The sequence below is a fragment of the Diaminobutyricimonas sp. LJ205 genome (assembly GCF_009755725.1).
Lineage (GTDB): Bacteria > Actinomycetota > Actinomycetes > Actinomycetales > Microbacteriaceae > Ruicaihuangia.
In genome coordinates this window covers 1,902,273-1,927,238 of the sequence record NZ_CP046619.1, presented here as the reverse complement: position 1 = coordinate 1,927,238, position 24,966 = coordinate 1,902,273, and the positions used below count along the sequence as shown (strand labels likewise).

31 protein-coding genes are annotated in these 24,966 nt (G+C 66.7%); 25 read left to right on the top strand and 6 right to left on the bottom strand.

All coding sequences use genetic code 11. The features are described 5' to 3' along the window. Positions 1 to 59: 59 nt before the first annotated feature. Positions 60 to 1,448, bottom strand: a complete 1,389-nt coding sequence (locus GO591_RS09325) for an MFS transporter (RefSeq protein ID WP_157156563.1) — start codon at positions 1,446 to 1,448, stop codon at positions 60 to 62. Between the two features lie 90 nt (positions 1,449 to 1,538). Between GO591_RS09325 and ffh the strand changes: the two genes are divergently transcribed. Both ffh and GO591_RS09315 read left to right on the top strand, forming a co-directional pair. Then, positions 1,539 to 3,110 (top strand): signal recognition particle protein, encoded by a 1,572-nt coding sequence (ffh, locus tag GO591_RS09320; protein WP_157156562.1) that lies wholly within the window; start codon positions 1,539 to 1,541, stop codon positions 3,108 to 3,110. Between the two features lie 86 nt (positions 3,111 to 3,196). Further along, positions 3,197 to 3,916 carry an LLM class F420-dependent oxidoreductase gene (locus GO591_RS09315; RefSeq protein WP_198295616.1) on the top strand — a complete coding sequence of 240 codons (720 nt, stop codon included), beginning with the start codon at positions 3,197 to 3,199 and terminating at the stop codon, positions 3,914 to 3,916. Here GO591_RS09315 and GO591_RS09310 read toward each other — a convergent pair. Then, a complete protein-coding gene (locus GO591_RS09310; RefSeq protein WP_157156561.1) occupies positions 3,913 to 5,055 on the bottom strand; it encodes a glutamate--cysteine ligase in 1,143 nt (380 codons plus the stop codon). The genes GO591_RS09315 and GO591_RS09310 overlap by 4 nt on opposite strands. Positions 5,056 to 5,264: 209 nt before the next feature. On the opposite strand from GO591_RS09310, the gene rpsP reads away from it, so the two are divergent. The 5 genes from rpsP to GO591_RS09285 all read left to right on the top strand — a co-directional run bounded on the left by rpsP (position 5,265) and on the right by GO591_RS09285 (position 7,931). Next, on the top strand, positions 5,265 to 5,732 hold the full coding sequence (gene rpsP / locus GO591_RS09305) for a 30S ribosomal protein S16 (protein WP_157156560.1): 468 nt from the start codon (positions 5,265 to 5,267) through the stop codon (positions 5,730 to 5,732). Between the two features lie 3 nt (positions 5,733 to 5,735). Next, positions 5,736 to 5,972 (top strand): RNA-binding protein, encoded by a 237-nt coding sequence (locus GO591_RS09300; protein ID WP_157156559.1) that lies wholly within the window; start codon positions 5,736 to 5,738, stop codon positions 5,970 to 5,972. 16 nt (positions 5,973 to 5,988) lie between these two features. Further along, positions 5,989 to 6,579 (top strand): ribosome maturation factor RimM, encoded by a 591-nt coding sequence (gene rimM / locus GO591_RS09295; protein ID WP_157156558.1) that lies wholly within the window; start codon positions 5,989 to 5,991, stop codon positions 6,577 to 6,579. Positions 6,580 to 6,588: 9 nt separating this feature from the next. Beyond that, a complete protein-coding gene (gene trmD / locus GO591_RS09290; protein ID WP_157156557.1) occupies positions 6,589 to 7,299 on the top strand; it encodes a tRNA (guanosine(37)-N1)-methyltransferase TrmD in 711 nt (236 codons plus the stop codon). A gap of 116 nt (positions 7,300 to 7,415) precedes the next feature. After that, on the top strand, positions 7,416 to 7,931 hold the full coding sequence (locus GO591_RS09285; RefSeq protein WP_157156556.1) for a hypothetical protein: 516 nt from the start codon (positions 7,416 to 7,418) through the stop codon (positions 7,929 to 7,931). A 5-nt stretch (positions 7,932 to 7,936) separates the two neighbouring features. On the opposite strand, the gene map is transcribed toward GO591_RS09285, so the two are convergent. Continuing rightward, positions 7,937 to 8,704: a type I methionyl aminopeptidase gene (gene map / locus GO591_RS09280; protein ID WP_157156555.1), complete on the bottom strand. Its 768-nt coding sequence runs from the start codon at positions 8,702 to 8,704 to the stop codon at positions 7,937 to 7,939. Then, the gene (locus GO591_RS09275) at positions 8,701 to 9,321 is read right to left on the bottom strand and encodes a TetR/AcrR family transcriptional regulator (RefSeq protein WP_157156554.1); all 621 of its coding nucleotides are present in this window, start codon (positions 9,319 to 9,321) and stop codon (positions 8,701 to 8,703) included. Before GO591_RS09275 ends, map begins: the two co-directional genes overlap by 4 nt. A gap of 226 nt (positions 9,322 to 9,547) precedes the next feature. On the opposite strand from GO591_RS09275, the gene rplS reads away from it, so the two are divergent. The 9 genes from rplS (at position 9,548) to GO591_RS09230 (ending at position 16,963) form a co-directional block, all read left to right on the top strand. Then, the gene (gene rplS, locus GO591_RS09270) at positions 9,548 to 9,895 is read left to right on the top strand and encodes a 50S ribosomal protein L19 (RefSeq protein ID WP_157156553.1); all 348 of its coding nucleotides are present in this window, start codon (positions 9,548 to 9,550) and stop codon (positions 9,893 to 9,895) included. Between the two features lie 65 nt (positions 9,896 to 9,960). Next, positions 9,961 to 10,704, top strand: coding sequence for a signal peptidase I (lepB, locus tag GO591_RS09265; RefSeq protein WP_157156552.1), 744 nt, complete (start codon positions 9,961 to 9,963; stop codon positions 10,702 to 10,704). After that, on the top strand, positions 10,704 to 11,390 hold the full coding sequence (locus GO591_RS09260) for a ribonuclease HII (RefSeq protein ID WP_157157857.1): 687 nt from the start codon (positions 10,704 to 10,706) through the stop codon (positions 11,388 to 11,390). Before lepB ends, GO591_RS09260 begins: the two co-directional genes overlap by 1 nt. A gap of 12 nt (positions 11,391 to 11,402) precedes the next feature. Then, positions 11,403 to 11,726, top strand: a complete 324-nt coding sequence (locus GO591_RS09255) for a DUF2469 domain-containing protein (RefSeq protein WP_157157856.1) — start codon at positions 11,403 to 11,405, stop codon at positions 11,724 to 11,726. Between the two features lie 177 nt (positions 11,727 to 11,903). Further along, a complete protein-coding gene (locus GO591_RS09250; RefSeq protein WP_157156551.1) occupies positions 11,904 to 12,257 on the top strand; it encodes a YraN family protein in 354 nt (117 codons plus the stop codon). Further along, positions 12,257 to 13,792, top strand: a complete 1,536-nt coding sequence (locus tag GO591_RS09245) for a YifB family Mg chelatase-like AAA ATPase (RefSeq protein WP_157156550.1) — start codon at positions 12,257 to 12,259, stop codon at positions 13,790 to 13,792. Before GO591_RS09250 ends, GO591_RS09245 begins: the two co-directional genes overlap by 1 nt. Continuing rightward, a complete protein-coding gene (gene dprA, locus GO591_RS09240; RefSeq protein ID WP_157156549.1) occupies positions 13,789 to 15,015 on the top strand; it encodes a DNA-processing protein DprA in 1,227 nt (408 codons plus the stop codon). The genes GO591_RS09245 and dprA overlap by 4 nt, the downstream gene beginning before the upstream one ends. A gap of 57 nt (positions 15,016 to 15,072) precedes the next feature. Beyond that, positions 15,073 to 16,044, top strand: a complete 972-nt coding sequence (locus GO591_RS09235) for a phosphodiesterase (RefSeq protein ID WP_157156548.1) — start codon at positions 15,073 to 15,075, stop codon at positions 16,042 to 16,044. A 16-nt stretch (positions 16,045 to 16,060) separates the two neighbouring features. Continuing rightward, positions 16,061 to 16,963 carry a tyrosine recombinase XerC gene (locus GO591_RS09230; RefSeq protein WP_157156547.1) on the top strand — a complete coding sequence of 301 codons (903 nt, stop codon included), beginning with the start codon at positions 16,061 to 16,063 and terminating at the stop codon, positions 16,961 to 16,963. A gap of 281 nt (positions 16,964 to 17,244) precedes the next feature. Here GO591_RS09230 and GO591_RS09225 read toward each other — a convergent pair whose 3' ends face one another. Next, on the bottom strand, positions 17,245 to 17,811 hold the full coding sequence (locus tag GO591_RS09225) for a M23 family metallopeptidase (RefSeq protein WP_157156546.1): 567 nt from the start codon (positions 17,809 to 17,811) through the stop codon (positions 17,245 to 17,247). Positions 17,812 to 18,098: 287 nt separating this feature from the next. Here GO591_RS09225 and rpsB point away from each other — a divergent pair, with 287 nt between their 5' ends. From rpsB to GO591_RS09180, 9 genes are all read left to right on the top strand, one after another. After that, positions 18,099 to 19,058, top strand: a complete 960-nt coding sequence (gene rpsB, locus GO591_RS09220; protein ID WP_157156545.1) for a 30S ribosomal protein S2 — start codon at positions 18,099 to 18,101, stop codon at positions 19,056 to 19,058. Positions 19,059 to 19,069: 11 nt separating this feature from the next. Beyond that, positions 19,070 to 19,897 (top strand): translation elongation factor Ts, encoded by an 828-nt coding sequence (gene tsf, locus GO591_RS09215; RefSeq protein ID WP_157156544.1) that lies wholly within the window; start codon positions 19,070 to 19,072, stop codon positions 19,895 to 19,897. 91 nt (positions 19,898 to 19,988) lie between these two features. Further along, the gene (gene pyrH / locus GO591_RS09210) at positions 19,989 to 20,702 is read left to right on the top strand and encodes a UMP kinase (protein WP_157156543.1); all 714 of its coding nucleotides are present in this window, start codon (positions 19,989 to 19,991) and stop codon (positions 20,700 to 20,702) included. Between the two features lie 50 nt (positions 20,703 to 20,752). Beyond that, positions 20,753 to 21,307 carry a ribosome recycling factor gene (frr, locus tag GO591_RS09205; protein ID WP_157156542.1) on the top strand — a complete coding sequence of 185 codons (555 nt, stop codon included), beginning with the start codon at positions 20,753 to 20,755 and terminating at the stop codon, positions 21,305 to 21,307. Beyond that, positions 21,308 to 22,288 carry a phosphatidate cytidylyltransferase gene (locus GO591_RS09200; RefSeq protein WP_157156541.1) on the top strand — a complete coding sequence of 327 codons (981 nt, stop codon included), beginning with the start codon at positions 21,308 to 21,310 and terminating at the stop codon, positions 22,286 to 22,288. A gap of 35 nt (positions 22,289 to 22,323) precedes the next feature. Beyond that, a complete protein-coding gene (locus GO591_RS09195; RefSeq protein WP_157156540.1) occupies positions 22,324 to 22,878 on the top strand; it encodes a DivIVA domain-containing protein in 555 nt (184 codons plus the stop codon). Positions 22,879 to 23,003: 125 nt separating this feature from the next. Next, positions 23,004 to 23,564: an aggregation-promoting factor C-terminal-like domain-containing protein gene (locus tag GO591_RS15960; protein ID WP_232466119.1), complete on the top strand. Its 561-nt coding sequence runs from the start codon at positions 23,004 to 23,006 to the stop codon at positions 23,562 to 23,564. A 35-nt stretch (positions 23,565 to 23,599) separates the two neighbouring features. Then, complete coding sequence (locus tag GO591_RS09185; protein ID WP_157156539.1) at positions 23,600 to 23,902, top strand: hypothetical protein; 303 nt, start codon at positions 23,600 to 23,602, stop codon at positions 23,900 to 23,902. Further along, on the top strand, positions 23,899 to 24,609 hold the full coding sequence (locus GO591_RS09180) for an alpha/beta hydrolase (protein ID WP_157156538.1): 711 nt from the start codon (positions 23,899 to 23,901) through the stop codon (positions 24,607 to 24,609). The genes GO591_RS09185 and GO591_RS09180 overlap by 4 nt, the downstream gene beginning before the upstream one ends. Positions 24,610 to 24,733: 124 nt before the next feature. On the opposite strand, the gene GO591_RS15795 is transcribed toward GO591_RS09180, so the two are convergent. After that, positions 24,734 to 24,919 carry a hypothetical protein gene (locus GO591_RS15795; RefSeq protein WP_198295449.1) on the bottom strand — a complete coding sequence of 62 codons (186 nt, stop codon included), beginning with the start codon at positions 24,917 to 24,919 and terminating at the stop codon, positions 24,734 to 24,736. Positions 24,920 to 24,966: the final 47 nt, after the last annotated feature.

Sequence of the window (24,966 nt, the reverse complement as noted above, 5' to 3'; positions counted from 1 at the left end):
GTCCTGGCATTCGGAGATGATCGGATGACGCGATCAGCCAGTCGCATAGGCGCCCGGTGCTACTCCTCTTCGAGCGACTGCCCACGCTTCTCCGCCAGGAACAGCGCGCCGACGGTCGCGATCAGGAAGAACACACCGAACACACCGAACAGCAGCCCGTTGCCGCCAGCGGCGCTGAGCACCGGAACGCTCAGCGGAGCCAGGATGGCGCCGATCCGGCCCACCGCGGCCGCCCAGCCGGCGCCGGTCGCGCGCAGCCGGGTGGGGAACAGCTCCGGCGTGATGGCGTACAGCGCACCCCAGGCGCCGAGGTTGAAGAACGAGAGCAGGCAGCCGAACAGCAGCACGGTGGTGTCCGTCGCCGCGGTGCCGAACAGCATCGCCGAGACGGCCGATCCGGCAAGGAACACCGACAGAGTTGCCCGGCGACCCCACTTCTCGATCAGCCAGGCCGCGACCGCATAGCCGGGCAGCTGAGCGAGCGTGATGATGAGCGTGAACTCGACCGAACGCACCAGCGGGTAGCCCGAGTTGAACAGGATCGTCGGCAACCAGATGAAGGCGCCGTAGTACGAGAAGTTGACACAGAACCAGACCACCCAGAGCGGGATCGTGCGTCCACGCAACCGGGTCGAGAACAACGCGGCCAGCCGCTGCCGGGCGCCGAGCGTCGCGGGCTCGGCGGTGCCCGTCGTCCGCTCGGCGCTGGCTGGCGCTGCTGCCGCCGGCTCGGTGATGCCACCCTGCTCGATGCCCGCGGATGCCTCGAAGTCGCGCACGACCGACTCTGCCTCGATGTGCCTGCCCTTCGCCTCCAGGAAGCGCACCGACTCCGGCAGCCCGAACCGCACGATCGCGGCGTAGATCGCCGGAATCAGCCCGATCGCCAGCGCCCAGCGCCAGCCGTTCTCGCTGGTCGGCACGATGAACGCTCCGATCAGCGCCGACGCGAGCCAGCCCACAGCCCAGAACGCCTCGAGGATCACGACGATCCGGCCACGGATCCGCGACGGCGCCATTTCGCTGACCAGGGTGGACGCGACCGGCAGCTCCGCACCGAGCCCCAGACCGACGATGAAGCGCAGCACCAGCAGCACCCCGACGCCCCAGGCGAGAGCGCTCAACCCGGTGGCGATGCCGAAGATCAGCAACGTGACGGCGAAGACCTGACGACGGCCGACCTTGTCGGCCAGCAGGCCACCCAGGCTCGCGCCGATCGCCATGCCCAGCGCACTGATCGTGGCGAGCCAGGACTGCTCGGTCGGAGTGATCTCCCAACTGGCGGCCAGCGCGACGAGCACGTACGACAGCAGCCCGACATCCATGGCGTCGAGCGCCCAGCCGAGACCGGAGCCGACCAGCAGCTTGCGGTGCGCCTTCGTGAACGGCAACCGATCCAGTCGTTCGGTGCGGGTGATTGCGTGCTCGGTGATCGGCTCGGTGGGCATCAGGATCCTTGGGGACAGCCGGTGGGGGGATGCGTCAACGGTAAACCCTGTGCGGGGAGTGTTGCGGCGCGGGTTAAACTAGGCGACACCATGGCCACTTTTGGGACACTCTCCGATCGCCTTACCGAGACCTTCAAGAATCTCCGCACCAAGGGCAAGCTGTCCGCGGCGGATGTCGACGGCACCGTCCGCGAGATTCGACGCGCCCTGCTCGACGCTGACGTCGCGCTCGAGGTCGTCAAGGACTTCACCTCTCACGTGCGGGAGCGTGCACTCAGCGACGAGGTGAACAAGGCCCTCAACCCCGCCCAGCAGGTCGTGCAGATCGTCAACGAGGAGCTTGTACGAATTCTCGGCGGCCAGCAGCGGCGTCTGGAGTTCGCCAAGAACCCGCCGACCGTGATCATGCTCGCCGGCCTGCAGGGTGCCGGTAAGACGACTCTCGCGGGCAAGCTCGCGAAGTGGCTGCGCGAGCAGAACCACACGCCGATGCTCGTGGCTGCCGACCTCCAGCGACCGAACGCGGTCACCCAGCTGCAGGTGGTCGGTGAGCAGGCAGGCGTGCCCGTGTTCGCTCCAGAGCCGGGCAATGGTGTCGGCAACCCGGTCAAGGTCGCCAAGGACGCGGTCCGATTCGCCACCGACAAGCTGCACGACGTGGTCATCATCGACACCGCCGGTCGACTCGGTGTCGACGCCGAACTGATGAAGCAGGCATCCGACATCCGCAAGGCGACCAGTCCCGATGAGGTGCTGTTCGTCATCGACGCGATGATCGGTCAGGATGCCGTGGCCACCGCCAAGGCGTTCCAGGATGGCGTCGACTTCACCGGTGTGGTGCTCACCAAGCTCGACGGCGACGCCCGCGGCGGTGCCGCGCTGTCGGTGGCATCGGTCACCGGCCGCCCGATCATGTTCGCCTCCACCGGTGAGGGACTCGGCGACTTCGAGCCGTTCTACCCGGACCGGATGGCGAGCCGCATCCTCGACCTCGGTGACATCCTCAGCCTCATCGAGCAGGCCCAGAAGGCGTTCGACGAGGAAGAGGCGAAGGCGGTCGCCGAGAAGTTCGCGACCGACAGCTTCACCCTCGAGGACTTCCTCGGCCAGATGCAGCAGCTCAAGAAGATGGGCTCGCTCAAGGGCATGCTCGGCATGCTGCCGGGCGCCAAGGGCATGCGCGATCAGCTCGAGAACTTCGACGAGCGCGAGATCGACCGCACCGAGGCGATCATCCGGTCGATGACGCCAGCGGAACGGCAGAACACCAAGCTTCTGAACGGGTCACGTAGGCTGCGCATCGCCCGTGGTTCCGGGATGACCGTCACCGACGTCAACCAGCTGGTCACTCGATTCGAGCAGGCCGCAAAGATGATGAAGACCGTCGCCCGCGGTGGAACCCCGCAGATCCCGGGCATGGGCCCCATGCCGGGTGGATTCGGCGGCGGACGCGGCAAGGCGGGCTCGAAGAAGAAGGCCAGCTCGAAGTCGAAGTCCGGCAACCCGGCCAAGCGCGCCGCCGAGGAAGCGGCCCGCGCCGCCGGCGTGAAGCCGAACACCGGTGAGGCCGGCAGCGGTTTCGGACTCGGCGCGGGCGCTGGCAAGCCCGGCGCGCCGAGCCCAGAAGAGCTCGCGTCGCTGCAGAAGTTCCTCGGCCGCTGACCGCGGGCCTCCAGACGTGAGCCAAATGCCGCGGCCGATCCGGATCGGCGTGCAGATCGCGAAATCAGCACGCCCCGTACTCGCAGATTCGCGGGATCGTCGCCGAACTTGAAGAGCTCGGCGTCGACATCATCTTCAACTGGGACCACTTCTTCCCGCTTTCCGGCGACCGCGATGGCCTGCACTTCGAGGCCTGGACGATGCTCGGCGCCTGGGCAGAGCAGACCAGCCGGGTGGAGTTCGGCACCCTGGTGAACTGCAACAGCTATCGGAACGCGAACCTGCAGGCCGACATGGCACGCACCCTCGACCACATCTCCGGCGGCCGTTTCATCTTCGGCACCGGCTCGGGCTGGTTCCAGCGCGACTACGACGAGTACGGCTACGAGTTCGGCACCCCCGGCAGCCGACTGCGCGATCTCGCTGCGGGACTGCCGGTGATCAAGGACCGCTGGCAGAAACTGAACCCACCGCCAAGCAGGCAGATTCCCATCCTGATCGGTGGCGCTGGCGAGAAACGCACTCTCCGCATCGTCGCCGAGCACGCCGACATCTGGCACAGCTTCGCCACCCCGGAGGTGCTCGCGCACAAACTGGACGTGCTCCGCGGACACGGCGCGGCCGTTGGCCGGAACGTGGATGAGATCGAGATCTCAGTCGAGGTGAAGCGGCGCTCGACCGAGGAGGCGGATGCCTTGCGGAACCTCGGGGCGAGCCTGTTCACGCTCGGCCTCAGCGCCCCGAACTACGACCTCGACTTCGTGCGCAAATGGTTGGCCTGGCGCGACTCACGGAACGCCGGTTAGCCGACGGGTTGGATGCCGTCGCGCAGTTCCGCCGTGAGGTGCGCGACGACCGCCTTGAGACTGCCGTCACTGGCCTCGGCGGCGGCGAGTTGCCGCTCGTAGCCGGCGCCGGATTCAAGGATCGTCAGTGCAAACCGCAACTCGTTCAGGCATCCGAGTCGCTCAGCGGTCGGCTCGAGACGGGCGATGAGCTGCCGGAGCTCGTCGCGCAGCGGGGCCTGGTCGCCCTCCCGGTTCGTGATGATGGTCGCGTCGAGCCCGTAGCGAGCGGCCCGCCATTTGTTCTCACGCAGGTACCACTGCTGCAGGACGACCGGTTCCTCACCGGCATCCATTCGTGAAGACAGGTCCTCGACGACGCACTGGGTGAGCGCAGCCAGGGCGCCCACCTCGTCGAGGGTCGCCACGCCGTCGAAGATGCGCACCTCGAGGGTGCCCCACCGCGAGGACGGACGGATGTCCCAGCGCAACTCGGTGGCATCGTCAATGACCCCGGCACGCACCAGATCGCCGACCATGGACTCGAACTCGTCCCAGTCCTTCAGCAGCGGCGGCATGCCCGCGGTGTTCAACTGCTGGTAGATCAGCGCACGATTGGACGCGTAACCGGTACGCTCGCTCGCCCAGAACGGACTTGACGCCGACAGCCCCTGGAAGTGCGGGTAATAGGTCAGCAGCGCGTTCAGCAACGGAATCGCCTTCTGCTTGTCGTCGACGCCGATGTGCACGTGGACGCCCCAGATGAGCATCTGCCGCGCCCACCACTGGGCGCGTTCAAGGACCTTCTCATACCGCGGCTTGTTCGGCGTCAGATGCTGCCGGAACCATTGGGCGAACGGATGCGTGCCGCCCCCGATCAGGTCGACGCCGAGCGGCTCGGCGGCATTCCGCACGCTCTCGAGCACCCCGGCCAGATCAGCGACCGCGTCGGCAACCCGACTGTGCGGGGCGGTCGCGAGCTCGACAGTGTTGGTCTGGAACTCGACGGTTGCGTGCGGGAACTTGCTCGTGTCGCTGCCGACCTTGGCAAGGATCTCCGGCGCGGCCGGGCGAAGTTCGCCGCTCCTGCGGTCGACGCACATCAACTCCCATTCAATGCCGAGGGTCGAGCGGGGGGACTGCGGAAAGTCGAGGCGCACGCTGCGATTCTTCCCTGCCGCGCCCTTTCACGCGAGGTTGGCGGGGATGGTGCGCGAGTCGCCGAAAAATCTGCCAGAATGGTTAGTCGAGTCTGTGCCCTGCCCGACCCTCTAATCAGGCGCTCACAGACCCCATCAGAGCTTTTGCCGAGTGTGCCCCCACGCTCACGGCTGTCAGTTCAACCACACAAAGTAAATTCAGGAGAATTGTGGCTGTCAAGATTCGTTTGAAGCGCATGGGCAAGATCCGCGCGCCGTACTACCGCATCGTTGTCGCCGACGCGCGCACCAAGCGCGATGGTCGCGTCATCGAAGAGATCGGCAAGTACCACCCCACCGAGGAGCCCTCGGTGATCGAGGTCAACTCCGAGCGTGCGCAGTACTGGCTCAGCGTCGGCGCGCAGCCGACCGAGCAGGTCGCCGCGCTGCTGAAGCTCACCGGTGACTGGGGCAAGTTCAAGGGCGACAAGGACGCCGTGAGCACCGTCAAGGTCAAGGACGCCAAGGTTGCTTTCGTCGCCGACGAGAAGAAGAAGCCCGTGCTGAAGCCGAAGACCGAGAAGGCAGAGCCGAAGGCTGAGGAGGCCCCGGCCGCCGAGGAGGCTCCTGCCGCGGAAGCTCCCGCCGAGGAAGCTCCCGCCGAAGAGACCGCTGAGTCGACCGAGGACAAGGCCTAGCCAGTGCTCGCTCCCGCTCTCGAGCACCTCGTCAAGGGGATCGTCGACCACCCGGACGATGTGCAGGTAGTGGCGAAGGACTCACCGCGTGGCGAGGTCCTCGAGGTGCGTGTGCACCCCGAGGACCTCGGCCGCGTGATCGGTCGTGCCGGACGCACAGCCAAGGCGCTGCGCACTCTGATCGCCGCTCTTGCCGATGGCAAGCGCGTGCGCGTCGATGTCGTCGACACCGACAACTAGGCTTCGACCTTTCACTATGGCGTCACCGAACCACCCCTCTCCGGATCGCACCACCCAGCTCCGCGTCGGCCGTCTCACCAAGGCCCACGGGCTGAAGGGCGCGATCAAGGTCGAGCTCTTCACCGACGAACCGGAACGCCGGTTCGTTCCTGGTGCGGTCTTCACCCTCCAGGTGCCGGAGTCCTCTCCGTGGCACGGCAAGAGCCTTGAGCTCATCGAGCTGCGCTGGTACAACGGGCATCCGGTCGGCTTCTTCAAGGACGTCCCCGACCGCACCACGGCTGAGACGCTGATCAAGGCGATCCTCTGGGTCGACCAGGACACCTCCGTGCTGCCCGCTGAGGAGGACGCCTGGTACGACCACCAGCTGGTCGGCCTGCGTGTGCTGCGCGACGGCGTCGCCATCGGCGCCGTGATTCGGGTCGATCACCTTCCCGCGCAGGATCTGCTCGTCGTCAAGACGGCGACCGATGAGGTCATGGTGCCGTTCGTCAAGGCGATCGTGCCGGCCGTCGACATCGCCGCAGGAACGGTCACGGTCACCCCGCCAGCCGGCTTGTTCGAGGAGCTGCCGGATGACGCGGGCGAGGCGCCCGCGGACGACTAGAGTCCGATCGTGCGCATCGACATCGTCACGATCTTTCCGGAATTCTTCGACGTCCTCGACATCTCGCTGCTCGGCAAGGCTCGGCAGCAGGGCCTGATCGAACTCGGCGTGCATAACTTGCGTGACCACACCCACGACCGGCACCGCACGGTCGACGACACCCCGTACGGCGGTGGCGCCGGCATGGTCATGAAGCCGGAACCGTGGGGTGAGGCGCTCGACGAGGTCCTCGGTGCGGAGGATCCGGCATCCGGACCGCTCGTCATCTTCCCTTCCCCGGCCGCCGACGTCTTCACCCAGGCAATGGCGCGGGAGTTGTCCCACGAGTCCCACCTGGTGTTCGGCTGCGGCCGCTACGAGGGCATCGACCAGCGCGTTTTCGACCACACCGCGACGCGTGCTCGGGTGCGCCTCGTGAGCCTCGGCGACTATGTGCTGAACGGGGGAGAGGTCGCCGTGATGGCGATGATCGAAGCCATCGGCCGTCTCATCCCCGGCGTGGTCGGCAACCCGGAGAGCCTCACCGAGGAGAGCCACGAGGACGGGCTGCTCGAATATCCGAGCTACACGAAACCCGCCAGCTGGCGTGGGCTCGAGGTGCCGCCGGTGCTGCTGAGCGGCAATCACGGCGCGATCGCCGCCTGGCGCCGCGAGCAGCAGGTGGAACGCACCCGCCGTGTGCGTCCGGACCTGCTGGACTTCGAGATCGACCTGGGCTGAGCCCTTCCGCTGGTCGAGCTTGCCGAGCCCCGCTGGTCGAGCTTGCCGAGACCCGCTGGTCGAGCTTGCCGAGACCCTCAGCTTTCAACAAAGCAGGCCCTACTACCCTTGTTCCTATGTGGTATCGCCGTGCGCTCCATCGCACCCAGTTCTGGGCCGCGATCCTGCTGCCTGTGTTCATGCTCGTGGCGCGCAGCGTGGTCGGGGGAGGCTGGAACTTCTTCGGCTACCTCTTCATCGCGCCGGTGCTCGCGATCGCGCTCGGAGCGGTGGCGGGTATCACCAGGGCACGCCGTTCGGTGCGCGCCGAGAAGGCGGTCGCCCCAGCGGATGCCATCATCCTGACGCTCTGGTATCTCACGATCATCGGCCACTCGATCGCCTGGACCTCGGATACCGCAGCCGCCCTGGCGCTGATCGGTGTGCTGATCGGTCTTGGCGCGTTCTGGAATGCCATCGCGCAGCTGATCCGCGAGACCAAGCAACGGATGGATGTCGTGATCGCGAGCTTCGAGACACCCATGACGCCACCGGAGCCTCCGGCGACACGGCCACCCGGCGGGTATGACCCCCGCCTGGACCAGGGTCCGGTCATCCGGATCGAACCGCCGGAGTCCTCGCCCGACCGCTGACGCGCTCAGCGCGCGGTGAGTACCACCGGACCGGATTCGGTGATTGCCACCGTGTGTTCCACGTGCGCGGCGCGAGACCCATCCGCGCTCCGCAACGTCCAGCCGTCGGCAGCGTCGGTGTAGATCCGATCGGTGCCGTGCATCAACCAGGGCTCGATTGCGAAGACGAGACCCGGCTTCAACGGCATCCCGCGTCCCGGGCGGCCGTTGTTCGGTACATGTGGGTCGCCGTGCATGGTGCGGCCGACGCCATGTCCACCGAAGTCGGTGTTCACCCCGAAGCCCTCGGCCAGACAGATCGCGCCGATCGCGGCCGACACGTCGCCCATCCGTCCGCCCGGCTGAGCCGCGGCGATGCCCGCAGCGAGGGCGCGCTCCACCACGTCGATCAGCCGTTCGTCTTCGGCGCGTGGAGTGCCGACAATGACCGACACCGCCGAATCACACACCCAACCGTCGACGGATGCGGCGAAGTCAAGGCTGAGCACGTCGCCGTCCTTCAGCCGGTAGTCATGCGGGACGCCATGCAACGCGGCATCGTTCACCGACGTGCAGATGACCCGTCCGAACGGCGAACCGCCGAATGATGGGTGATAGTCCAAATAACAACTCTCGGCGCCGGCCGTGCGGATCATGTCGTGCGCGAGCGCGTCGAGTTCGAGCAGGTTCACGCCGACCGCAGCCGCCGCCGACGTGGCCTTGAGCACGTCGGCGACAAACGCTCCAGCCGCTTTCATCTGTTCGATCTCGGCGGGCGTGCGCAGTTCGATCACTCGATCACCTGGGAAACCTCGGCTCGCACCAACTCACGTGCCCGGTCGATGAAGCGGGCGTTGCCGCGCGCATCCACTTCGAAGGCCCGCTTGATCAGGGCGTCCGCGATCTCCACGGCGACCTGCAGCCGGAAGGTCAGCTCGGCGGAGCGGCTGACCTGGTGGCGGTCGACGAGGAAGGACTCGAACAATTCGGCGATCATGCCGCTGTTGTCCATCTCGGGCTCGAGCAGTCGCTCATCGATCACATCTCCGAACCGGATGGCACGGAAGCCGGGCTCGGTTCGCATCATGTCGACGATGACGCCGATCGCGTTGTCCACACCGTCGAGAGCGGACGCGGCAGGAGGCTGCGCCTCCAGACGGGCAACATAGCGCTCCAGGTTTCGCGCGGCCAGCGCACGAAGCAGGGAACGAATATTGGGGAAGTACCGGTAGACCACGCCGACCGATGATTCGGAGCGTGTTGCAACGTCACTGGTCGTCAAGCCTTCAATGCCGTGCTCCGAGATGATCGTGGCTGCGGCGTCGAGCAACAGGGTGATCCGCGCAGAACTGCGCTGTTGGATCGGTTCAGTACGGATGAGCTTCTTCAGAAGCTCAGTTGTCTCGCTCATGGATAGGGGGGTCTCCATTCTGGTGGTGCAAAGGAATACTCTCATTCCCAGCTGGAGAACGCGTGCAGGGGCACGAGTGGATCTCCGACTACGGATTGTGGCACAATTGCTGTTTGTGCCTCCGCACGGTTCTGCCACAGGGGAACCCGCAGTCATAGGGGCACACCCCAACTTATTGATTCAAGAACCGCGGTCGACCTGTGGCGGTCGCAGAGAGCGAAGAACCATGCACATCCTCGACTCAGTCGACGCTGCATCCCTCAAGTCCGACATTCCCGACTTCCGGGCCGGCGACACCGTCAAGGTGCACGTGAACATCATCGAAGGATCTCGTTCGCGTATCCAGGTCTTCCAGGGTGTCGTCATCGGCCGCTCCGGCCACGGTGTGCGTGAGACCTTCACCGTCCGCAAGGTGAGCTTCCAGGTCGGTGTCGAGCGTACGTTCCCCGTGCACTCGCCGGTCATCGACAGCATCGAGATCGTTACGCGCGGTGACGTCCGCCGCGCCAAGCTTTACTACCTGCGCGAGCTGCGCGGCAAGAAGGCCAAGATCAAGGAAAAGCGCGAGAGCTAAGCCTCCCGCTGCGTCATCCACTGAGCTCCCCTCCGCCTACACTGGCAGGGGAGCTCAGGGGTTTAATGACGGATGAAATACAGCCGACGCGGTCGATGCGCGTCGCCAGCGAACGACGCCGCGCGAAAGGTGTCACGACGTTCCTTCGCGACGTCCTCATCATCTTCGTCGCCGCGATTCTCATCTCGTTCCTGATCAAGACCTTCCTGGTTCGTTCGTTTTATATCCCGTCCGAGTCGATGATGGACACCCTGCACAAGAACGACCGCATCATCGTGAACCAGCTCACTCCCGACCTGATGCCCATCGCACGCGGCGATGTGGTCGTCTTCCGCGATCCGGGACAGTGGCTGACTCCGCGCCAAGCCGAGCCGCAGAACCCCGTGGTCGCCACCTTCGACTGGCTCCTGTCGCTGGTCGGACTGTCGGCCTCCGATAGCAACGATCACTTGATCAAGCGCGTCATCGGGCTACCGGGTGACAAGGTCGAGTGCTGCAACGAACTCGGCCAGCTCACGATCAACGGTGTCCCGATCGATGAGCCGTACGTGCTGCTGCCGCCCGGCGTCGACCGTGCGTCCGCGGTGGACTTCTCGGTCACGGTGCCCGAAGACTCCCTCTGGGTGCTCGGAGACAACCGCAACGCCTCGGCCGACTCCCGTTACAACCAGGACCAGCCGGGCAACGGTTTCGTGCCCTACGACAACGTCGTCGGTCGTGCCGTGCTCATCACCTGGCCAATCTCCCGCTGGGCGTGGCTTGACAACTACGAGTTCAGCTTCCGCGGAGTCGATCAGGGGCAGCCATGATGGCCGTCGCCGACCCCACGCTCGCGCGGGAGAAGATGCTGTTCCACCAGGGCGCCCAGTTCGTCATCGGCTGCGATGAGGTCGGCCGTGGTGCGTTGGCCGGTCCGGTCGCCGTGGGCGTTTCGGTCGTGGATGCCACTATCACCGCGATTCCCGAGGGGCTGCGCGACTCCAAGCTGGTCAGCGAGAAGAAACGAGAACTGCTCGAGCCGACCACCCTCGACTGGTCCCGGTTCTCGGCTGTCGGGCTCGCATCACCGCAGGAAATCGACGAGATCGGCATCACTCGAGCATTGGGACTCGCGGGCAAGCGGGCTCTGATCGCCCTGCATGACGCGGGCTGCGACATCCAGTCCAGCGTCGTCCTGCTCGACGGCCACCACGACTGGCTGAACCCGGCGCTGACCAGCCGGGTGCACGTGGTCACCCAGATCAAGGCCGACCGCGACTGCGGCTCGGTGGCTGCCGCGTCGATCATCGCGAAGGTGCACCGCGACCGGTTGATGATCGGCGCCCACGAAACCAGCCCGATGTACCAGTGGGCGGGTAACAAGGGGTACGCCAGCGCTGGCCACCTCGCCGCCATCGCCGAGCACGGCGCCACCGACTTCCATCGCCGCACCTGGCTGAGGGCTGATCAGCCGACCCTTCTCGGGCTCGAGCTCGACGCGCTCGAGAGCGCTTAGGATTGAATGACCATGGACGAGGACGACTTCGAAGATTACGACCGCGAGGTTGAACTGGCGCTCTACCGCGAGTACCGCGACATTGTTGGGCAGTTCAAGTACGTCGTCGAGACCGAGCGGCGGTTCTATCTCGCCAACGAGGTCACTCTCGTGCGGCAGGACACCGCGAACGACTTCTATTTCGAGCTGACTATGCACGATGTGTGGGTGTGGGATGTCTACCGTTCCGACCGCTTCGTGAAGTCGGTGCGGGTGCTGACGTTCAAGGACGTGAACGTCGAGGAGCTGTCCTCCAAGGAGCTGGAGCTTCCGAAGGAACTCGCGCTCGACGAGTAGCGCTCGTTCCCCGCGCCCTCCTAGATGCTTCCCTGCGTGATCTGTCGCGGCCGCGTCCGCGGCCGGTCCGACCACCTCTCCGCGACAGGGGAGCGCGGCCGCCGATAGTCCCCAGTTGCGTCCTGCGGCTATCCCGGATGTCGCCGCGCTGCGCGATGCTCGCCTCGGAGGTGACCGGTGGCTCGCAAAGACGAACTCGGCAGAGCGGGCGAGGCGCTGGCTGCGCGCTATCTCGAACGAGCCGGCCTGATCATCGTGGATCGCAACTGGCGCTGCGCGGCGGGCGAGATCGACTTGGTGGCCATCGACGGCGCTGAGTTGGCCTTCGTCGAGGTGAAGACCCGGTCAAGTCTTGCCTTCGGGCATCCGTTCGAGGCGATCACCGCTTTGAAGTATGCCCGGCTGCGTCGGCTCGCCGCCGCCTGGTGTGAGGCGCATCCCGGGTCGTACTTGATTCGAATCGACGCCGTCGCGGTGATCGCCCCGTTCGGTGCCGCACCTTCGATCGAGCACCTGAAGCGGGTGTCCTGATGGCGGTCGGTCGCACCCATGCGGTGTCGTTACTCGGTCTTGACGGCGCGATCGTTGAGATCGAGGCGGACATTTCCGGGCAGCTGCCGAAGGTCGTCATCATCGGGTTGCCGGATGCCGCGCTCGGCGAAGCCGAGCATCGAGTGCGCGCCGCGAGCGTCAACTCGGGCTGCGGGTTCACGCATCACCGGCTGACCGTCAATCTGTCCCCAGCGTCGCTGCCGAAGCACGGCTCGGGTTTCGACCTCGGCATCGCTCTCGCCGCATTCGCCGCAGACGGTGCCGTCCGTCCGAAGTCGGTCGCTCGCGTGGTGCACATCGGTGAACTCGGTCTCGACGGGCGGCTCCGCCCGATTCCCGGAGTGCTGCCCGCCGTGCTCGCTGCCGCCCGCGCAGGATTCGATACCGTCATGGTTCCGGTCGGGAACGCCGATGAGGCTGCCCTGGTTCCCGGCATCCGGGTGGTCGGCGTGGCCTCGCTCCGCGAAGCAGTGATCTGGCACGGCGGCAGGCTCGAACCGCAGCCGGTGGAGCCGTTGCTTTCCCAGGCACTCCCGGATCTGCCCGTCGAGGGCTCTGATCTGGCCGAGGTGATCGGCAACCCCGACGCAATCGAGGCCATACAGGTGGCTGCTGCCGGTGGCCACCACGTGCTGCTGCTCGGCCCGCCGGGCGCAGGAAAGACCATGCTCGCGTCCCGGCTGCCCGGGCTGCTGCCAGATCTTGACCCGGATGCCGCGCTGGAGGTCAGCTGCGTCCGGTCGCTCGCCGGACTGCCTGTCGGAGCGAGTCTCGCCACCCGTCCGCCGCTCGAAGCGCCACACCACACGGCAACCCCGGCCGCGCTGGTCGGCGGGGGCAGCGCGCAGATCCGACCGGGGGCGGCTGCGCGGGCGAACCACGGCGTGCTGTTCCTGGATGAGGCGCCGGAGTTCCAGGCCGCCGCGCTGGACGCGCTTCGCCAACCGCTGGAATCGGGTGTGATCAGCATCCACCGTGCCAACGCCGTTGCCAGGTTTCCGGGCCGATTCCAATTGGTGCTTGCCGCCAACCCATGCCCATGTGGCCAGTACGGCGCGAGGGACTCGGAGTGCACCTGCCCGCCGCATTCGCGCCGCCGCTACCTGCAGCGACTGTCTGGACCGCTGCTTGACCGGATCGACATCCAACTACGGGTGCAACGCATCACCGCGTCACAACTACGCGCGGCCGAGGCGAGCGCGCGAGTTAGCACCGCACAGGCGCGCGCCCGGGTCGGTGCGGCGCGCGAAGCAGCCCGGGCACGTCTCTCGGCCACCCCGTGGACGTTGAACGCGTATGTGCCCGGATCGTTCCTCCGCTCCCCGAGGGTTCGACTGGATCGGCAGGTGACCGCACCGCTCGACCGTGCGCTGGAGCGAGGCGGCATCACCATGCGCGGGTATGACCGCGTGCTGCGCGTCGCCTGGACCGTCGCGGACCTCGCCGGTGAGGCCCGTCCCACTGCCGACCATCTCGGCCAAGCCCTGTACCTGCGAAAGGCGATGTCGTCATGACCATCTTCGGATTGCGCGAGGCCGAGGTCGCCCCGCTCGTGCGTACTGTCACCCGCGATGACCTGGAGCGCACCGAACTCCTTGACCGACTGGCACGGGTTGCCTGGATGGGGATCGCCGAGCCCGGCGATGGCCATGCGGGCGAGCTGATCGCCGTGCAAGGACCGGCCGTCGCGCTCGAGGCTCTCGTCACCGGCTGGCCGGTGGAGCGGATCACCGCGATGCTCACTGAGTCGGGGATCATCGTGACCCCGGATGCGGTGCATGAGGCGCTTGCGCGATGGCGCCCGCGGATCGACGCCAGTGCGGTGCTCGACTCGCTCAAACAGGCTGTGCGCTACGGCCTGCGGCTGCTCGCGCCCGATGACCGGGTATGGCCGACCGGATTGGACGATCTCGGTCCGCACGCTCCCCACGCGCTGTGGCTGCGCGGCGCCGAGCACGCTCTTGCACCGCTTGAGCGGTCGATCGCGATCGTCGGCGCCCGAGCCGCGACCGGGTACGGCGAGAGCGTCGCGGTCGATGCCACCGGCGGACTGGTCGACCGCGGCTTCGCGATCGTCTCCGGTGCCGCATACGGCATCGACGGAGCCGCCCATCATGCCGCACTCGCGGGTCGTGGCTCCACTGTCGCGATCCTCGCCGGAGGACTCGACCGGTTCTATCCGACCGGTCACGAGTCCCTGCTGACCCGAATCGCCCACTCCGGGGCGGTGCTTTCGGAGGTGCCCTGCGGGACGGCGCCGACTAAGTGGCGCTTTTTACAACGAAACAGGTTGATAGCCGCTCTCAGCCAGGCGACCGTGGTGATCGAGGCGGGCTGGCGATCGGGATCGTTGAACACGGCCGGCCACGCCGCGGCGCTCGGGCGAGCATTGGGTGCCGTTCCGGGACCGGTCACGAGTGCCGCCTCGGCCGGCTGCCACCGGCTGATCCGCGAGTATGACGCCGTCTGCGTGACCAATGCCGAGGAGATGGCGCAACTGCACCCGTCGTTTGACGCTCCCATGGTCGCCGCCGCTGCGGGAGGCGGCCAGAATCCGGAGGTGGTGCGTGTGCTGGACGCGCTCAGCACCCGCTCGGCCAGACCTGCGTCCGATGTCGCGGTGCGGTCCGGGCTGTCGATGGCGAGCGTGCAATCAACGCTCGGCATGCTGGAACTCACGGGGGAGGTGCAGGAACGCCCGACCGGCTGGGTGCGCGTCGCCCGAGCGTCGGGGTGACGGCCCGGCGTTGGGGTGTGACCGCCCAACGTCGGTGCGAACGCTTAGGGTGGTCGCGTGATCCAACTCGGACAATATCCCGCGCCCGTGCACACCCTCGTCCACCTGAGCGACACCCACTTCCTCGGTGGCTCCCGGCCGCTGTACGGTGCCGTCAACGTTGAACGCAACCTCGAGCGAGCGCTCGCGCACCTGGAACGCTCTGGCATCCGCCCGGAAGCGCTGCTGTTCACCGGCGACCTCGCCGACCTGGCTGAGCCGGACGCCTACGGGCGGCTTCGGGAGGTCGTCGAGCCGGTTGCGGAACGGATCGGCGCGCAGGTGATCTGGGTGATGGGCAACCATGACGAGCGGGCCGCGTTCGCGAGCCTGCTGCACGGTGAGCCCGAGACGGATGCCCCGCAGGACCGGGTGTACCGGCTCGGTGGGCTCCGGGTGATCAGCCTCGACAGCACCGTGCCCGGCTACCACCACGGCGAACTCTCCGACGGCCAACTGCAGTGGTTGCGCGACGAACTGGCGACGCCGGCCCCCGAGGGCACCATCCTCGCGCTGCACCATCCGCCGATCCCGGTAGCCGTGGAGATCATGGCGGCCCTCGAGCTTGAGGGTCAGGACCGTCTGGCCGCGGTGGTCGAAGGCAGTGACATCCGGGCCATCCTCGGTGGCCACCTGCACCACGCCAGCCACAGCCTGTTCGCCGGCATCCCGGTGTCGGTGGCTGCCGCCACCTGTTACACACTGGATGCGGCGGCGTCCGCTGACCGGCTGTTGTCTGGCGTGGATGGCGGCCAGTCGTTCACCCTGGTTCACGTCTACGCCGACCGTGTCGTGCACACGATCGTGCCGGTTGGCGAGTACGCCGAGATTGCCGGCTGGCCGGCTGCGGCGCGCGCTGCGGTCGAAGCGCTGGACCCGGCCGAGCGCCGCGAGCAGTTGTCGAGCAAGCGCTCGACGTTCAGCATGGCCGACGCTGCCCGGGCCGACGCCGCCCAGGCCGGAGCGCCTGCCGCCCCGATCCCGGAATAGCGCGCACGATGGGGGAGTGGAACTGCTGCACGCGATCGACCGATTCGCCGAGCACCTCGCCGTCGAGCGAGGGCTGAGCGCGCACACGATCCGTTCGTATCGGTCCGATCTGGCCCAGTTTGCCGAGTTCGCCGCCGGCCGTGGCGTCGTCGACAGCGGGGCTGCCGACCTGGAACTGTTCCGTGACTGGCTGTGGCACAGCTCGCAGGCTGGACTCGCCAAGGCGAGCCTCGCACGCCGGTCGGCTGCCGCCCGCGGGTTCAGCGGCTGGTTGGTCCGTTCCGGTTATGCCGAGACGGATGCCGCCGCCCGACTTCGCGCGCCGAAACCCGAGCGTCACCTGCCTCGCGTGCTGACCCGCGACCAGATCGATGGCCTGATTGACTCGCTTGCCATGCGCGCGGACACCGGAGACCCGGGTGCCATCCGCGATCTTGCCGTCATCGAACTGCTCTACGCCTCGGCGCTCCGGGTGAGCGAGCTGACCGGACTCGACCTCGGCGATCTGGACCGGTCCCGTCTGACCGTTCGGGTGACCGGTAAGGGCTCGAAGCAACGCGTCGTGCCGTTCGGGGTGCCGGCGCTCAGGGCTCTCGATGACTACCTGCATCGCGGCCGCCCGGAATTGCTGAACGGCCCCACCGACGCGCTGTTCCTCGGCACTCGCGGTGGCAGGCTGGGGACTCGCACTGTGTACCGCCTGGTCGCCAGCCTGCTCGAAGCGGTGCCGGGCAGCGGACCGGCCGGTCCGCACGCGCTGCGGCACACGGCCGCGACACACCTGCTCGACGGCGGTGCCGACCTCCGTGCCGTGCAGGAGATGCTCGGCCACGCCAGCCTCGGCACCACCCAGATCTACACGCACGTGTCGATGGACCGGCTGAAGCAGAGTTACGCCGCCGCGCACCCGCGCGCCTGACTCTGCTCGCACCCCGCGTGCCTGAGCCTGCCCGCACCCAAACGACTGGCGCTAGTGTTTCGGCTCTGCGCGGGTGAAGTTTTCTGACGCGCCGCGCCGAAACACTAGCGCCAGGCGGAGGAGGTGAACGTTCTCGCCCGTAGGCCGTGACCTGGCGGAGCGCGCGGAGGCGGCACGCGAACCACTGGTTGAAGCTCTTGCTGCCCGTTACGGCGACAAGATCGACGTACTGACCGGCTTTCTCCGCACGGTCAGACACGACCTCGCCGGCCGGGACAGCGTCACCCAAGCCGGACACTCGCGCTGAGCGGTCGCGTGGGCAGCAGCACCGAGCGTGGCACGTCGCCGAGATAGAGCAGCGGCGAAACGTATTCGCCGTCCAGTCGCACCCCCATGTGCACGCACGCCGCCGGCACGCAATGCGCAGCCAGCACCATCCCGACTACCTCACCCCGCCGTACCGCTGTGCCTGACGCAAGCGCCGACTCGACGGGTTCGTAACTCGAGATGAGGCCACCCGGATGCCGGATGGACAACACGGGCCGGTCGACAACGATCCCGGAGAAATGCACCACTCCGTCGGCGGGCGCGTACACGGTTCCGCCATCCGTGGCCCGCAGATCGACACCACGGTGCCCGGCCGAATACGGAGTAGCCGGAGCCACGTAGGGGCGCACCACAGATCGCGGTGGATCCACCGGCCACTGCCAGACGGGCGTTGCCCTCGAAGCCGGCGCGACCCCCATGACAGGCGTGACACCAATTGCAGGCACGACCCCAGTCGCAGGAACGGCCGCGACAACGGATGCCACAACGACAGCCATGACCGAAAGTACGAGCCGAGACATCCGCCCATCGTCGTCGCGAAATCCACCCGTGCGGCCAGGTGGGCCGCCCCGGGGGAAAGCTCGAGGAGGGGGAGGAGCGGAGACCGGAGCGGCCCGGACTGGGTGATACGATGATCCGGCACTCCGTCACGGCGGAGTGACTACGCGTGCCCGTTGTGATTATTCACGCGACGCTCTCCATTCAGTCCCGCAGCCTCGGTCCCGAGGCCAGGGCGGAGGCGCGCCGGGCACCAGGATTCGCTCCATCCGGTAGCGAATGACAACTGAGAACAATAAGGAGAACGGCTATGGCCGTCGTAACCATTCGCCAGCTGCTCGACAGCGGCGTGCACTTCGGGCACCAGACCCGCCGCTGGAACCCGAAGGTGAAGCGCTTCATCCTCACCGAGCGCTCGGGCATCCACATCATCGACCTGCAGCAGTCGCTTGCCTACATTGACAAGGCTTACGACTTCGTCAAGGAGACTGTCGCCCACGGCGGCACAGTCCTCTTCGTCGGCACCAAGAAGCAGGCCCAGGAAGCGATCGCCGAGCAGGCGACCCGCGTCGGCCAGCCCTACGTCAACCAGCGCTGGCTCGGTGGACTGCTCACGAACTTCCAGACCGTGTCGAAGCGCCTCGCTCGCATGAAGGAGCTCGAGGAGATCGACTTCGACGACACCACCAAGGGCTTCACCAAGAAGGAGCTCCTCATCAAGCGTCGCGAGCTGGACAAGCTGCACAAGACGCTCGGTGGTATCCGCAACCTGACCAAGACCCCGTCGGCGATCTGGGTTATCGACTCGAAGCGCGAGCACCTCGCCGTCAACGAGGCCACCAAGCTCGGCATCCCGGTGATCGGCATCCTCGACACCAACGCCGACCCCGACGAGCTGCAGTACCCGATCCCGGGTAACGACGACGCGATCCGTTCGGTGAGCCTGCTCACCCGCATCATCGCCGACGCCGCCGCCGAGGGTCTCATCCAGCGTCACCAGAAGCCCGAGGAAGCCGGCAATGTGTCGGCCGTCGAGCCGCTGGCTGAGTGGGAGCGCGAGCTTCTCGAGCAGGGCAACGCCGCTGAGGCCGCTCCGCTGCCGACCGAAGAGAACGACGCTGACGCGAAGGTTGCCGCCAAGGCCGCCGCCGCCGACGCTGAGGTGACCCCGGTCCACAAGCCGGAGACCGCTGAAGAGGTTGAGGCGAAGATCGAGGCTGAGGCCACCGAGGACGAGAAGAAGCCCGCGACCGGCGCGACCGCCGAGTAAGGATTCCATTCATGGCAAACATCAGCCTGGCTGACATCAAGACCCTGCGTGAGCGCCTCGGCACCGGCATGGTCGACACCAAGAACGCCCTCGTCGAAGCGGAGGGTGACCTCGAGAAGGCCACCGAGATCCTGCGTCTCAAGGGAGCCAAGGGCAACGCCAAGCGCGCTGACCGCTCCACCAGCGAGGGCCTGATCGCGGCTGCCGAAAACGGCACCTCGACCACGATGATCGAGCTCGCGTGCGAGACCGACTTCGTTGCCAAGGGTGACAAGTTCGTCGCGCTCGGCGACAACGTTCTCGCCGCTGTCGTCGCAGCCGGTGCAACCACGGTTGAGGAGGCGCTTGCCGCCCCCGCTGCCGGTGGCACCGTCGCCGACCTGATCGACGGCGAAGCCGCGATCCTCGGCGAGAAGATCGAACTGCGTCGCGTTGCGGTCGTTTCGGCTGACAAGTTCGCGGTGTACCTGCACAAGACCAACAAGGACCTGCCCCCGCAGGTCGGCGTGGTCGTGGGCTACACGGGTGACGACGCGGAGACCGCTCGCGGAATCGCGCAGCACATCTCCTTCGCGAACCCGTCCTACCTCTCCCGCGAGGACGTTCCGGCCGCTGAGGTCGACAACGAGCGTCGCATCGTCGAGGAGATCAGCCGTGGCGAGGGCAAGCCTGAGGCAGCCCTGCCCAAGATCATCGAGGGCCGTGTGAACGCCTACTTCAAGCAGGTCGCCCTCCTCGAGCAGGACTACGCCCGCGACAACAAGCTCACTGTGAGCAAGGTTGCCGCCGATGCAGGCCTCACCGTGACCGGGTTCGCCCGCTTCAAGGTCGGCGCCTAACATTCCGTGAAACGGGGTCCGAGACACATGTCTCGGACCCCGTTTTCATGCGCAAACCCCTAATCTGTAACAAGCCTCGAGAGGGAGACCTATGACTGAACACCGCAGAAGACGAGTCCTGCTGAAACTCTCCGGCGAGGCTTTCGGTGGCGGGTCGCTCGGCGTCAATCCCGACGTCGTCAGCGCCATTGCCAAGGAGATCGCCGCAGCCACCAACGAGGTGGAGGTGGCCATCGTCGTCGGTGGAGGCAACTTCTTCCGCGGCGCCGAACTCAGCCAGCGCGGCATGGACCGCGGGCGGGCTGACTACATGGGCATGCTCGGCACGGTAATGAACGCTCTCGCGCTGCAGGACTTCCTCGAGCAGGCGGGCGCCGGCGTCCGCGTGCAGTCCGCCATCTCGATGACGCAGGTCGCCGAGCCGTACATCCCGCTGCGTGCCGAGCGTCACCTTGAGAAGTCGCGCGTAGTGATCTTCGGTGCTGGCGCTGGGCTGCCCTACTTCTCCACCGACACGGTCGCTGCGCAGCGTGCGCTGGAGATCAAGGCGGACGAGGTGCTGGTCGCCAAGAACGGGGTTGACGGCGTCTACGACGATGACCCGCGGAAGAATGACAGCGCCAAGAAGCTGGATGCGATCACCTATCAGGAAGCCCTCGTCAAGGGGCTGAAGGTCGTCGACTCGACTGCGTTCAGCCTGTGCATGGACAACGGGATGCCGATGCGCGTGTTCGGCATGGAGCCCTCCGGTAACGTCACCAAAGCCATTCTCGGCGACCACATCGGCACGCTGGTCAGCAACTGAGGGCTTGCCAACTAAGCTTGCCGACAGGAAACACTGCATAAGGAGCATCCGTGATCAGCGACGTACTGGCCGAGGCCAAGGACAAGATGAACAAGGCGGTCGAGGTCGCCAAGGACGACTTCGGTACGGTCCGCACCGGCCGGGCGAACCCCGCGCTGTTCCAGAAGATCCTGGTCGACTACTACGGCACCCCTACGCCGCTGGCGCAGCTCGCCGCAATGCAGAACCCCGAGGCGCGGATGCTCATCATCACGCCCTACGACAAGGGCGCACTCCGCGAGATCGAGAAGGCCATCGTGAACGCTCCGAACCTCGGCGCGAGCGTCGGCAACGACGGCACCATCGTGCGGGTCACCCTGCCCGAGCTGACTGAGGACCGCCGCAAGGAGTTCGTGAAGCTCGTCCGTTCGAAGGGCGAGGACGCGAAGGTCTCGATCCGCAACATCCGTCGTAAGGCGAAGGATGACCTGGATGCGCTGAAGAGCGAGGTTGGTGACGACGAGGTCGCACGCGCTGAGAAGGAGCTTGAGGCGAACACCAAGTCATTCGTCGACGCCGTCGACGAGGCTCTCAAGCGCAAGGAAGCGGAACTCCTCGAGGTCTAGATGACTGATGGCTCCGATGAGCCGGCAGGCCGGTCAGGCAAGCGCGCCCGCCGCAAGATAGAGCTCGATACGTTTGCCCAGGACGCCCGTGTCGAGTTGGAGACCCAACTCGCCGCGACGAAGGCTCAGTTCGACGCGATCGAACAACGGATCGAGAAGCGCACCGGTCGCAACCTGATCATGGCGATCGCCATCGGCCTTGCCCTCGGTGGCCTGCTGCTGGTCAGCCTGCTGGTGATCAAGGAACTGTTCATCGTCTTCGCCGCTGCCCTCGCCGGGCTCGCGGCGTTCGAGCTGGCCAGTGCGCTGAGGTTCGCCGGCCGGGACGTGCCGCGGCTGCCGGTCGTAGTGGCCACAGTCGCCCTGCAGGTGGCCGCCTTCTACTGGGGCGGCAGCGGCCAGTGGCTGGTGCTGCTCGCCGGGATCGGGATAGTGAGCCTCTGGCGACTGATTGAGCTGGTGACTCCGGCCGGGCGGGCGCCGCTCGTCGATGTGCTGAAAGACCTGGGCGGCGGCGTCATGGTGCTCATCTACGTGGCATTCCTGGCCAGCTTCGCGGTGCTCCTGGTCGCGCAGGACGGCGGTCAGTGGTGGGTGCTCGCGTTCCTCGCCGTGGTGGTCGCCACCGACACGGGCGCGTACGCGTCCGGATTGCTCTTCGGCAAGCATCCGATGGCTCCCAGGATCAGCCCCAAGAAGACGTGGGAGGGTTTCGCCGGGTCGGTCGTGGTCGCGGTTATCACCGGCGTGCTGCTGGCCATCTTCATGATCGACCAGCCGTGGTGGATCGGCGTGCTCCTGGGCCTCGTGATGGTGGCAACCGGTACGGGTGGCGACCTGATCGAGTCACTGATCAAACGCGACCTCGGCATCAAGGACATCAGCACCTGGTTGCCAGGCCACGGTGGCTTCCTTGATCGGCTCGACTCCATCCTTCCGTCGGCGTTCGCCGCGTTCGCGTTGTACACGCTCTTCGCTTGACCGGGCGTGCAGGGCGCGTACGGCAGAATGGTGCCGTGAGCACAACCTTCCCGCGCGCCCGCAAGTCGCAGCTCGGTTACAGCGTCGAGCAGGTCGAGGAATTCCTCGAGGACGCCCGACGGGCGTACACCGCCGAGACTTCGGCGCATGCCAGCACGGTGACCTCCGACACCATCCGCCGCACCGCCTTCGCGATGGAGAAGGGCGGCTACACCCCGTCGGCCGTCGATGCCGCCCTGGAGCGCCTCGAGGACGCATTCGCCACCCGGGAACGCGAGGCAGCGCTAGCCGAACGCGGCGAGGCTGAATGGAATGGGCATGCCCGCGCCACCGCCCAGGTGCTCATCGACCGGCTGGCCCGGCCCGCCGGCGCGAAGTTCAACCGGGTCGGGCTGATGACGACCGGATATCGCGTGTCGGATGTCGACGCCTTCGCCGACCGTCTGATCGGGTTCTTCCAGCACGGACGCCCCCTCGGCATCAACGAGGTGCGCACGATCGCGTTCCGTCCCGCCAAGCGGGGCTACAACGAGGCCCAGGTGGATCTGCTGCTCGACAGCGTCACGCAGGTAATGCTCGCGGTCCGCTAGCGTGGCTTCGCGTTACCTGACCGTTATCCGGTAGTGTTTTCCGGGTCATGGGCAGACATTCACACTCGGTGCCGCCGCAGACGGAATCTCGTCGCGGTTCTGCTTCGAGACCCCAGCGACAGCGGGTGTTCCTGCCGATGCTCGCGATGCTCGCCGTCTTCGGTTTCCTGGCCGTCTCGGTCGTCGACCCGTACACCGGTGCCTACGCGGGCATGGGTGACGAGGAACGGCCGACTCGCTCCGCCCAGCCTGGCCAGACTCTGGAGCTGGCGGCCACCGACGCGGTAACCGTCTCCCGCGAGGTGTGGAAGGTCACGAAGCCCAAGCCGAAACCCGTCGCCGCTGCCGCCGGCCGCGCCGCACCCGCCGCAGGCACGCCCGATCCGGGCACAGCCAAGGCGATCGCCTATGACATGGTCATGGCGCGCGGTTGGGATCAGGGCCAGTACGACTGCCTGGTCGCCCTGTGGCACAAGGAATCCAAGTGGAACGTCTACGCCCACAACAAGTCCAGCGGTGCCTACGGCATCCCGCAGTCGCTGCCCGGCAGCAAGATGGCGACGGCTGGCGCTGACTGGGAGACCAACCCGGCAACCCAGATCACCTGGGGCCTCGGGTACATCTCCGGCCGTTACGGCACACCGTGCGGCGCGTGGGCGAAGTCGCAGTCGAGCGGTTGGTACTGACCTGGTCGCAGCCTGAAGCTGCCTAGGATTGTTCCATGCCTCGTTCCAATCGTCCCCGCGGCCGCAAGCGCCGTCTCGAGGATGATGAGGAACGCGATCTGACCCAGGCACTGTTCGGCGGCCGTCGCACCGAACAGAAGCGGGATGCGTTGTGGAACGTGCAGCCCGTGGCTGCGGCATCCGCTCTCAAGTACTACACCTGCCCCGGATGCACCGTGCAGATCGCCCCGGGCACTGCCCATATCGTCGCCTGGCGTGCCGATGGCTTGATGGGTGAGGCCGACGATGTCGGCGCCCGTCGGCACTGGCACAGCCACTGTTGGAAGATCAAGAGTTGACTGAACCCATTCGCAGCAATAGCGTCCTGCCCGCCGTGCGTACCGAGATTGAGCTCCACACGGATGATGGGCTCACCCTGGTCGGCGAACTGGCGGTTCCCGAGTCGGGCGACCCGGTCGCTACCCTCGTCTGCCTGCACCCACTGCCGACCGGCGGGGGTTTCATGGACTCCCACATTCTGCGGAAGGCCGCGGCGCGACTGCCCGCTCTCGCGCAGCTGGCGGTGCTGCGCTTCAACTTCCGAGGGGTCACCTCACCGCGGGGCACGTCGGAGGGCTCTTTCGGCGAGGGCATCGAGGAACGCCGGGACCTTGCCGCCGCGATGCAGTTCGTCTCCGAGCAGGGGCTGCCTAACCCTTGGCTGCTGGGCTGGTCGTTCGGTACCGAGGTGGCGCTGAAATGGGGTCGGCCGCATCCGATCGTCGGCGCGATCCTGCTGTCGCCGCCGCTGCACCGCACAACGGCCCAGGAGCTCGGCGCATGGGCCGAAGATGAGCGCAAGCTGGTTGCGGTCGTGCCAGAGCTGGACGACTACCTGCGGCCCGCCGAGGCGCGCGAGCGTTTCGCGGTGGTCCCCGACATCGACCTGGTGGCAGTGGACGAGGGCAAGCACCTGTGGGTGGGGGAGAGCCAGACCTACCGGGTGCTCGCCGAGATCGTCGAACGGTTGAACCCGGCGGCGTTGCCGCTGCCCACGGAGTATTAGAAGCCCACACCCGCTGGTCGAGGAACCTAGGCCCACCCGCTGGTCGAGCTTGCCGACCGACCTCCCTGCCGATCACGGTCCGCCACCACCGGTGCTCTGACTGCGCCCACATGTGAGCCCGCACCTATCGCTTGGTCGCCACCGTGTTCGCGATCAACCCCGCCGGACCGATCGACTGGGACGACCTCGCGGTGGGGCAGGCTACTTCGACCAGGCTCACTTCGGCCACGAGTTCCGGGCGTTCACCGGGCTCACGCCGACCCGGTACGTCGAAGTCCGGCGACAGATCCTGCGCGAACATGCCGGCCACGTGCTCGACAGCTTGCCGCTGCCGGCCGATTGAATTCTTACAAGAGC

Coding starts and splice junctions, on each gene's coding strand:
- GO591_RS09325 (WP_157156563.1), bottom strand. CDS start 1,448: ATGCCCACCGAGCCGATCACCGAGCACGCAATCACCCGCACCGAACGA.
- ffh (WP_157156562.1), top strand. CDS start 1,539: ATGGCCACTTTTGGGACACTCTCCGATCGCCTTACCGAGACCTTCAAG.
- rimM (WP_157156558.1), top strand. CDS start 5,989: ATGGCGTCACCGAACCACCCCTCTCCGGATCGCACCACCCAGCTCCGC.
- GO591_RS09285 (WP_157156556.1), top strand. CDS start 7,416: ATGTGGTATCGCCGTGCGCTCCATCGCACCCAGTTCTGGGCCGCGATC.
- GO591_RS09275 (WP_157156554.1), bottom strand. CDS start 9,321: ATGAGCGAGACAACTGAGCTTCTGAAGAAGCTCATCCGTACTGAACCG.
- rplS (WP_157156553.1), top strand. CDS start 9,548: ATGCACATCCTCGACTCAGTCGACGCTGCATCCCTCAAGTCCGACATT.
- lepB (WP_157156552.1), top strand. CDS start 9,961: ATGACGGATGAAATACAGCCGACGCGGTCGATGCGCGTCGCCAGCGAA.
- GO591_RS09260 (WP_157157857.1), top strand. CDS start 10,704: ATGGCCGTCGCCGACCCCACGCTCGCGCGGGAGAAGATGCTGTTCCAC.
- GO591_RS09255 (WP_157157856.1), top strand. CDS start 11,403: ATGGACGAGGACGACTTCGAAGATTACGACCGCGAGGTTGAACTGGCG.
- GO591_RS09245 (WP_157156550.1), top strand. CDS start 12,257: ATGGCGGTCGGTCGCACCCATGCGGTGTCGTTACTCGGTCTTGACGGC.
- dprA (WP_157156549.1), top strand. CDS start 13,789: ATGACCATCTTCGGATTGCGCGAGGCCGAGGTCGCCCCGCTCGTGCGT.
- GO591_RS09225 (WP_157156546.1), bottom strand. CDS start 17,811: ATGTCTCGGCTCGTACTTTCGGTCATGGCTGTCGTTGTGGCATCCGTT.
- rpsB (WP_157156545.1), top strand. CDS start 18,099: ATGGCCGTCGTAACCATTCGCCAGCTGCTCGACAGCGGCGTGCACTTC.
- tsf (WP_157156544.1), top strand. CDS start 19,070: ATGGCAAACATCAGCCTGGCTGACATCAAGACCCTGCGTGAGCGCCTC.
- pyrH (WP_157156543.1), top strand. CDS start 19,989: ATGACTGAACACCGCAGAAGACGAGTCCTGCTGAAACTCTCCGGCGAG.
- GO591_RS09200 (WP_157156541.1), top strand. CDS start 21,308: ATGACTGATGGCTCCGATGAGCCGGCAGGCCGGTCAGGCAAGCGCGCC.
- GO591_RS09185 (WP_157156539.1), top strand. CDS start 23,600: ATGCCTCGTTCCAATCGTCCCCGCGGCCGCAAGCGCCGTCTCGAGGAT.